This is a genomic window from bacterium (assembly GCA_023135785.1).
In the GTDB taxonomy this organism is placed as follows: domain Bacteria; phylum CAIJMQ01; class CAIJMQ01; order CAIJMQ01; family CAIJMQ01; genus CAZNJA01.
On the sequence record JAGLSL010000089.1, the window covers coordinates 1 to 8,201 of the forward strand.

General features: G+C 33.3%; 8 protein-coding genes. All 8 read right to left on the bottom strand.

Annotation, left to right across the window (positions count from 1 at the left end):
• Positions 1-55: 55 nt before the first annotated feature.
• Positions 56-1,750 (bottom strand): ATP-binding cassette domain-containing protein, encoded by a 1,695-nt coding sequence (locus tag KAS42_06255; GenBank protein ID MCK4905820.1) that lies wholly within the window; start codon positions 1,748-1,750, stop codon positions 56-58.
• Positions 1,751-1,847: 97 nt separating this feature from the next.
• The gene (locus KAS42_06260) at positions 1,848-2,963 is read right to left on the bottom strand and encodes a glycosyltransferase (GenBank protein ID MCK4905821.1); all 1,116 of its coding nucleotides are present in this window, start codon (positions 2,961-2,963) and stop codon (positions 1,848-1,850) included.
• Complete coding sequence (locus KAS42_06265; protein MCK4905822.1) at positions 2,964-3,677, bottom strand: polysaccharide deacetylase family protein; 714 nt, start codon at positions 3,675-3,677, stop codon at positions 2,964-2,966. It lies immediately after the preceding gene.
• 1 nt (position 3,678) lies between these two features.
• Positions 3,679-4,533 carry a glycosyltransferase gene (locus tag KAS42_06270; protein ID MCK4905823.1) on the bottom strand — a complete coding sequence of 285 codons (855 nt, stop codon included), beginning with the start codon at positions 4,531-4,533 and terminating at the stop codon, positions 3,679-3,681.
• A gap of 4 nt (positions 4,534-4,537) precedes the next feature.
• Positions 4,538-5,581: a hypothetical protein gene (locus tag KAS42_06275; GenBank protein MCK4905824.1), complete on the bottom strand. Its 1,044-nt coding sequence runs from the start codon at positions 5,579-5,581 to the stop codon at positions 4,538-4,540.
• A complete protein-coding gene (locus KAS42_06280; GenBank protein ID MCK4905825.1) occupies positions 5,578-6,699 on the bottom strand; it encodes a glycosyltransferase family 4 protein in 1,122 nt (373 codons plus the stop codon). The genes KAS42_06275 and KAS42_06280 overlap by 4 nt, the downstream gene beginning before the upstream one ends.
• Before the next feature lie 171 nt (positions 6,700-6,870).
• On the bottom strand, positions 6,871-7,650 hold the full coding sequence (locus tag KAS42_06285) for a glycosyltransferase family 2 protein (protein MCK4905826.1): 780 nt from the start codon (positions 7,648-7,650) through the stop codon (positions 6,871-6,873).
• Positions 7,647-8,201 (bottom strand): glycosyltransferase family 4 protein (locus KAS42_06290; GenBank protein ID MCK4905827.1); only part of this gene is annotated, 555 nt, incomplete at its 5' end. The genes KAS42_06285 and KAS42_06290, both read right to left, overlap by 4 nt.

Genomic DNA, 8,201 nt, shown 5'->3' on the forward strand with positions numbered 1-8,201 from the left:
CCATTATGTTTCTGAACTTCTGCATCCCTCATTCTCTATAAGTTGAAAATATTTCTTACAAAATCAATTTCCTTGTTTTATACTGCATTTCGTAAAGTTTTTTGTAAACACCGGCTTTTTTTATCAACTCTTCATGAATTCCGATTTCAGAAATAGTATTATTGCCTAATACAACTATTTTATCAGCGTGAACTATTGTAGACAATCTATGAGCAATAATAAAGGTAGTGCGACCTTTCATAAGTATTTCCAGCGCCTCTTGTAAAATTTTCTCCACTTCACTATCAAGTTCTGATGTAGCTTCGTCAAGAATAAGTATAGACGGATTTTTAAATAACGCTCTTGCGATAGATATTCTCTGCCTTTGCCCGCCGGATATTTGAGCGCCTCTTTCACCTACTATCGTATTATAGCCATTCGGCAGTTTCTCAATAAATTCATGAGCTGAAGCCGCTTTAGCTATTTCCACTATTTTTTCATTTGCAATTTGGCTATTAGCGGAACCATAAACAATATTAGCTCTTATTGTATCGTTAAAAAGAAAAGTCTCCTGGCTTACAATAGCAATTTGTCTTCTCAATGATTTCAGTTTCAGCTGTTTTATATCGCATCCGTCTATATCTATTTTACCTTCTATAGGGTCGTAAAAACGTGGGATAAGATTTACTAAAGTAGTCTTGCCCTCTCCTGAAAGCCCCACAATTGCAATTATTTCACCTCTTTTAACCTCCAAATTTATATTTTTCAATATCGGCTTATGGCCGTATGAGAATGAAACGTTCCTGAAAATTATATTTTTTTCAAAAGGGGGCATTTCAATAGCATTGGCAACATCCTTGACAATTTCCTGATAATCCAAAACTTCAAAAACACGTTGTGCAGAACCCATAGAAGTTTGTATTTTGTTATTTTCCTGCGTCAAATTTTTTATAGGACGATAAAGAGCACTTAAGGCAAATATAAAAGTGAAAAACTTGGCAATATCAAAACTTCCTTTTATTACCTGCATTCCTCCTATATACAAAATCATTGCTACCCCTATAGCGCCTACTAATTCCATAATAGGTGGCGCTAACGCTTTGACTTTTGCCTTTTTCATCGCAAATTTAAAGAGATTCAGTTGATTTTCTTTAAGTTTTTCGGCTTCTTCCTCTTCCTTACCGAAAATTTTCACCGTCTCAATTCCTGCTATTGATTCATGTATAGCATTCGTAACATCAGCCATACGTTTTTGTTTATTGTAACCTATTCTTTTTATTTTTCTGCCGAACTTATGAAGAGGATATATAGCTATCGGAAACGCAAATATTGCAATTAAAGTCAATTGCCAATTGAGGTTAAATAAGAAAATAGTTAAAACAATAATTGTTATCGGCTCTCTTATGACATTTGAAAAAATTACCGTCAGAGAATCATGAATGTTTTCTATATCATTTATTATGCGAGATATGAGTTCACCAACGCGTTTTTGAGTAAAAAAACGCATTGGCTGATTTTGAATATGTTCGTAAAATTCATTCCTGAAATCGATTATTGCTCTTGAGCCGGCATAACTCGTGAAATAGGATTGGAAATAATAACAGATACCTTTAAGAAAGTATGTGACTATAATCGTGCAACTAATAAGCGCGAGAAGCTGCAATTGAGAAACATGGAAAGGTTTTCCAATCAAAGGAATTTTAAAAGACACTGACCCATTTCCCAGTAGAACTTTATTTATTATCGGCTCTAATAATGCAATGGACACCATATTGAAAAAAGCATAAAAAATCATACAGATTATTGATATAGATATAATCTTATAATATGGTTTTAAATAACCCAAACAACGCAGATATAGTCTCATTTTATTTCAAGAATTCGTTATAAACTTTTTCTATATTATCTACATAATGTTCCAAACTGAAATTGTTGACCACTCTTTCTCTGCCTATGCTTCCCATACTTTTCCTTTTGTCCTCATCCTGAATAAGTTCAATTATCTTTTGCGCCAACACATCAGGAGAATTTACCGGTATTAAAAAACCCGATATTTTATCAACAACAGCTTCGCTATTCCCCCCTACCCGAGTTGCAATAACAGGTTTGGCACAAGCCATGGCTTCAATTATAACACGTGCAAAGCCTTCCTTGAGTGTAGGAAGCGCAAAAATATCGATGCTGGCAAGGATTTGGGGAATATCATTTCTATTATCTGTAAAAATTACTTTATCTCCAATGCCAAGTTTATCAACAAGGTCTTTCAATTGCGTTTTGTATTTTTCTTTTTTTGCCTCGCCTACTATAAGAAATTTTGTCGCAGGGTATGTTTTTAAAACAATAGAAGCGGCTTGTATAAACGTCTTTTGTCCCTTATCGGGATATAGTTGTCCTATTGTCCCTATCACGATTTCTTCCGGAGCAATGTTCAATTCTTTTTTTACGTAGTCACCTTTTATATTAGGATTAAACTGTTTTATATCAACTCCGTTATATACAGTAGTAGTTTTTATAAAAATTGTAGGGAATTTTTCGATTGGTTTTCGAGTTTCATTGGATACGGTTATTAATTTATCCGAATGCGCAAGTAAATAATTTTTTATCTTTTTGATATCTAGACTTGTACGTATGTGAGTTATACAAGGAATACGAGTAATTTTTGCGGATATTACACTGTAAGGATTTATCCAAAATTCGTTGCAATGGATAAGATTTATTTTTTCTTTTTTTATCAGTTTGACCAGCGAATAAATAAGGGAAGGTATAAACCTTATATTTCTAATTTTTCTCCAATTCCGCAACCTGAGTATTTCTGTTCTTATGCCTTTTTCTTTTAATACTCTCACCAATTCCCCGTCTTTCTTGGGACAGAGAACAATAGGAAAATATTTTTCCTTATCAAGGTTTTCCAACAATATCAGTAAACTCCGCCTTGCGCCTAAAAGATTTGCACTCGGAGTTAAATAAAGAATTTTATATAGCATTTATCTATATTTGAAGGTTAAAGCATGGACAAAATTCCAAATCTTTTTATTGTATTTTATGCCGATTCTTTTCAAAGTAAAAAGATCGTCACCATCTTTTACAAAACCTCTTTTCGTCGTAAAAGCACCCAAATAACCCGCATCTTTGACCAATCCTTCAACTCTTTCATCAAAGTCTCCCATCGGATAGCACAAAAAATTAACCGGTTTTTGCAATTTCTCTTCAATTATTTGTTTTGAAAGTAATAGTTCCTTTTTTATTTGTTCACTATTTAATTTAGTAAGAACAGGATGAGTGTGAGTATGAGACTGGAAATTTATACCTCCTTTATTCATTTCTTCTATCTGGCTCCAGTTAAGCAGTGATGTTTTTAGTTTTTCTCTGGAATCCATCCAAACCCCTGATATTTTTCCTATATCTTCTGTTACCAGGAAAATAGTGGCTTTAAAACCGAATTTCTTCAAGATCGGAAATGCAATAGTATAGTTATCCTCATATCCATCATCAAAGGTAATAACTATAGGTTTTGGAGGAAGCTTGATTTGACCTTTCATACCTTTTACTAACTCATCTAAATATATGGGGTTATATCTTCTATACTTCAGGTATCTCATCTGGCAGTGAAAATTTTTAGGGTTTACATAAAGGCTTTTTTCTTTGGCTTCCGGTGCAGGGAAGTTTATCTTATGATAAAATAGGACAGGAACTTTCATGTTACCTCCACAATGCTCTTATTGTACGAATAAGAGGAAAAGCTCTGATGGATTTCAGAATATATTCTCTATGCTTATTTGTATCGCCTTTTTTAAGATATAAAACACCTGTCTGATAGTAGTATTTAGCCAAAACTCTCCTGTGCTTTTTAAGGTCATTATGTATTTTCTCAAACAGTATTTCTCTGCCTTTAATTATAGAGTCTATGTTAGATGACATTCTTTTATTGTGAATGCGTATTTTGGCAAGAGGTTGGGAAACATAATCAAAAGTAAATTTTCTCGATATTCTTATTAACAATTCCAAATCTATTCGGTATGGTAAATTTTCATCTAATAACCCGCATTCCTTAAAACATTCTCTTTTCACCAAAACCGTAGAACCGGCGCCCAAAACTACATTTCTTCTTGCTCCGAGAAGATATAGAAAAATATTCCCTTTATATGCAGGCAGTTTTTCTTCTCTTATTTCTTCTGAGCTTTCATCAATATATCCTATACCACAGTAAACAACTCCGGGATTAAATTTACTGTTTTTAAAAACAGCTAATTGTTTTTCTATCTTTGTAGATAGCCATATGTCGTCAGAATCAAGAAAGGCAATATATTCGCCTTTTGCATTTCCTATTCCTTTATTTCGTGCAAAAGAAGCGCCTTTATGGTCTTGCCTGATATAAATAATCTTTTTATCGTTAAAATTATTTATGATTTGTTCTGTATCATCCATAGAGCCATCATCTATTACGATGATTTCGAATTCTTTATATGTTTGTCGTAAAACGCTCTGGATTGTTGCTTGTAAAGTTAAAGCTCTATTATAGGTAGGAATGATTACGCTGACTAAAGGGTTTTTCATATATTCATCTGATTAGATTCAAAGATTCATCCAATGCAAAAAGTTGATTTCTATAAAAATTATAATTGGAAGAGTTACCTTTTTTTATCTTTTTCAATTCTTCGAAAATAAACTGGGTTATTATTTTAAACGCAAAAGTCAGATTGTATAAATTGCGGAATTTCGTCTCGTCAATATCTATACTGTAATTTTTCATAACAGAGCAATAATAATTTAAACACTCGTTTCTAAATTTAGAAAGGGTCATAGTATCATTTATTCCACAGTCAATGCTTTTTTCTATCAAATAAACCAAATCCAAAGTAACAGGAGCAAACGAAACATTTTCCCAATCTATAAGACGTAATTCTTTAAGTTCAATACTATCCTGTTGTATTGTATACAAGTGATGATATTCAAAACAGCCGTGTATTAGGCTATGAGGCGCATCAAGCAAAGAACTGAACGTTTCCTTTGAGTTTTTAATCACAGTTTTAAAAAAAACTGCGTCTTTTTGTAAGATCGGTCTCGTTTCAAAATACCGCATATATTTTGCAAATAGCATTATAAATCTAATGCTATTCATTTTATTTTGCCATTGCCTTTTAAAACAAGGAGCCCAATCCATTTCTTTATTGTTAATCACGGAAGAATTACTGTAAAACTTCGCATGTAAAAAAGCCATAAATTCTATAGGTTTTTTAAAATCTTCAAAAGAAATATTGGCTGAAGGCAATTGTTTTAGCTCTTCCAACAATATCCAACAATATCCATATTTTTTTATAACACCGTAAACAGTTGGCAAAAAAGAACGCAGATACTCAGGGTTTTTACCATAAAGCTTAATTTCAGATAAATTTTTACTGCAAGGTTTAATCGCCTTAACAAATATTTTTTTACCACCGGACAAAGCGATATGCCATATAAATTTCCCCTTTCGCGAGCGAATAAGGCAAACATCCTCTATTTTCCCAGGAGATAAAACAGATTTTTTTTCAATAGTTTTACTTATTATTTCCCTAACCTTAGATTCCATAAACAAGGTTAATTTATCGCTATTGCAACTCATTTTAAAATCTCAATATATTCTTTTATCATTTTTTTTAATGAAAAATGCTCTTCAGCCCTTTTACGAGCGTATTCTCCCATTTGTTTTATTTTTGAAGAAGAAATATCGCTAATCATTTTCTGAATATTTGCCGTAAGTTTTTCTATATCTTTCTCTTTTGAGAAATATCCCGTAAGGTTATTTTCCATCAACTCACCTATCCCATCCACATCCCAACTCACTACAGGTTTACCGCAAGCCATTGCTTCCAGAATAACATTCGGAGCACCTTCCCAAAGAGGAGTATGCAACATAAAATCACAAGCTCGTAATATAGAAGCAATGTCACCGCGAAATCCTGCGAAAGAAATCATATTACCCAAACCCCTGTCTTCTACCATATGTTGAAGTTTACTTCTTAAGTGTCCGTCTCCGACAATAATAATATGGATTTTATTGAAAGATTTAGATACACGTGATATAGCTTCTATAATAAAAGGATAACCCTTCTGTTCTGTCAATCTTCCGATGCAAACCACTTTTATGTAGTCATTTGGGATATTAAATTCTTTGCTAATTGGTGCGATTTCCCCTTTGAGATTAAAAATACTTAAGTCAACTCCGTTATAAATAACCCGCATTTTATCTTGATTTAACCAATTCTTTCCGTTTTCTAAAATGCAGTTTTTACTTGATTGGGAATTGGTCACGATAAAAGATAGAACATTTTTTACAAGAAACCGATTAATGCATCTATTTGCTATAGGAAGAGCCGCTCCGCGTCGATATATAACCTTCTCTGTTTTTGCGAAGTAAGCCGACAACCCGCCAAATTTAAATTCTTTAGAACCGTTTAAAAAAAGTGTTTTCACATTGTTTTTTTTAAGATATTTAATAAAGCGCAACAAAGCAAAAGGATTAAAGGCACTGAAAGTTCCGTTTAATTCAACAGGAAAAACATCAAGGCGAGATTTTGTGGCCCTATGTGCAAGTTCTCCTTTTTGGGGAGTAGCAATAGTAATATCCCATCCATAATCTCTAAGCCCTTCTGCAAGCGAAAGAATCCATTTTTGCACTCCACCCCAAGCACAAGAATCTTCCAAAAAAACAATATGACCTTTATTTGATTTAACGTTCATGTTTATATTTCAAATGATAAATGGATATACATATATCTATTGCATTTCTACCGTATGTCTACCTTATTTCCATTCTATCTTTTTCTGTTATCTGTCATCTGTTATCTGTCGTCTGTCGTCTGTTATCTGTCATCTGTTATCTGTCATCTGTTCTCTGTCGTCTGTTATCTGTTATCTGTTATCTGTCTTCTGTCTTCTGTTTTCTATCGTTTGCAATTCCCACAATCGGATATATTTTATCAGCACACTGAATGAAGCAAATAAACTTAAGACAAGCCCGTGGATTCCGTCCAGAAACCCTAATTTACCGATATATCGTTTTAAAAACATTCCCAACGGAGCCACACAAATAATAAAAAAATTTGCTCTTTTACCTGCAGTAAAACTTTTTTCCGCTCCCCATTTTGAATACCTTCGCAATTTGATCAAGTAATCATCTAAATTTTTGTAAGAATAATGGACAAGTTTTGCTGAAAGCATTGCCATATGTTCTTTTCCTGCCTGTATTTCAGCATGCACTCGGACATCTTCATAACGATGTTCTTTAGTAAAAAGACGAATTACCCTGTCTTTTTCCCAACCACAATGTCTGATTTCCTTTCCCATGAAAATATTTGTTCGATATATCCAGTAGGCTTTTTTGTCAGGTCCTTTTTCAAGCAATTGCAAAATTTCATTACGTAACTGTGAATTTACACGCTCATCTGCGTCTATAAGAATTACCCAGTTATGAGATGCTTGAGGAATTATCCAGTTTTTTTGACGGGCAGAATAATCATATTTGTGTTGAATAATTTTATCGGCATATTTTCGTGCAATAGACACGGTATTATCAGTACTAAATGAATCAACTACTATAAGTTCATCTACCCAATCCAGATTCTTTAGACAATCTTGGATATTGTCTTCTTCGTTATAAGTTGGAACTATTGCGGAAATTTTCTGCTTCATTGCGTTTTATCCGTCTTTAATACGTTTCTTAAGAATATTGTAATCTTTTCTGCTCTTTTTTCCCAAGTAAAATTTTTTACTTTCTCGTATGCTTGTTCGCAAATTTTTCGTGCAAAGTCTCTATCAGTCAAAATTTTTTCTATACCTTCTGCCAATGCTTTGGGGTTTTCTGATTCTACCAAAACTGCTGTTTTCCCGTTTTCAAGTATTTCCCTCATAGAAGGAAAATCACTTGCCACAATGGGAATTTTGGCAGCCATATATTCAAATAGTTTCATGGGAGAGGTAAATAATCTTTGCCCCATAGTATTCACAATAGGAATAACCGATACACCCGCTCCATTAAAATATTTCCCTATATCGCAGTGAGGAACACATCCTGCAAATATGACTTGTTTATCTACACCAATATGGGAACTTAAGTTTTTTATACGAGAAATGTCTTCCTTTTTATTTCCTCCAACAATTAACAGTTTCCCATCCGGGAGATATTTCAATGCTTCAATAAGAATATCAACGCCTTTTTGAGGATATAAATGTCCCAAGTATAG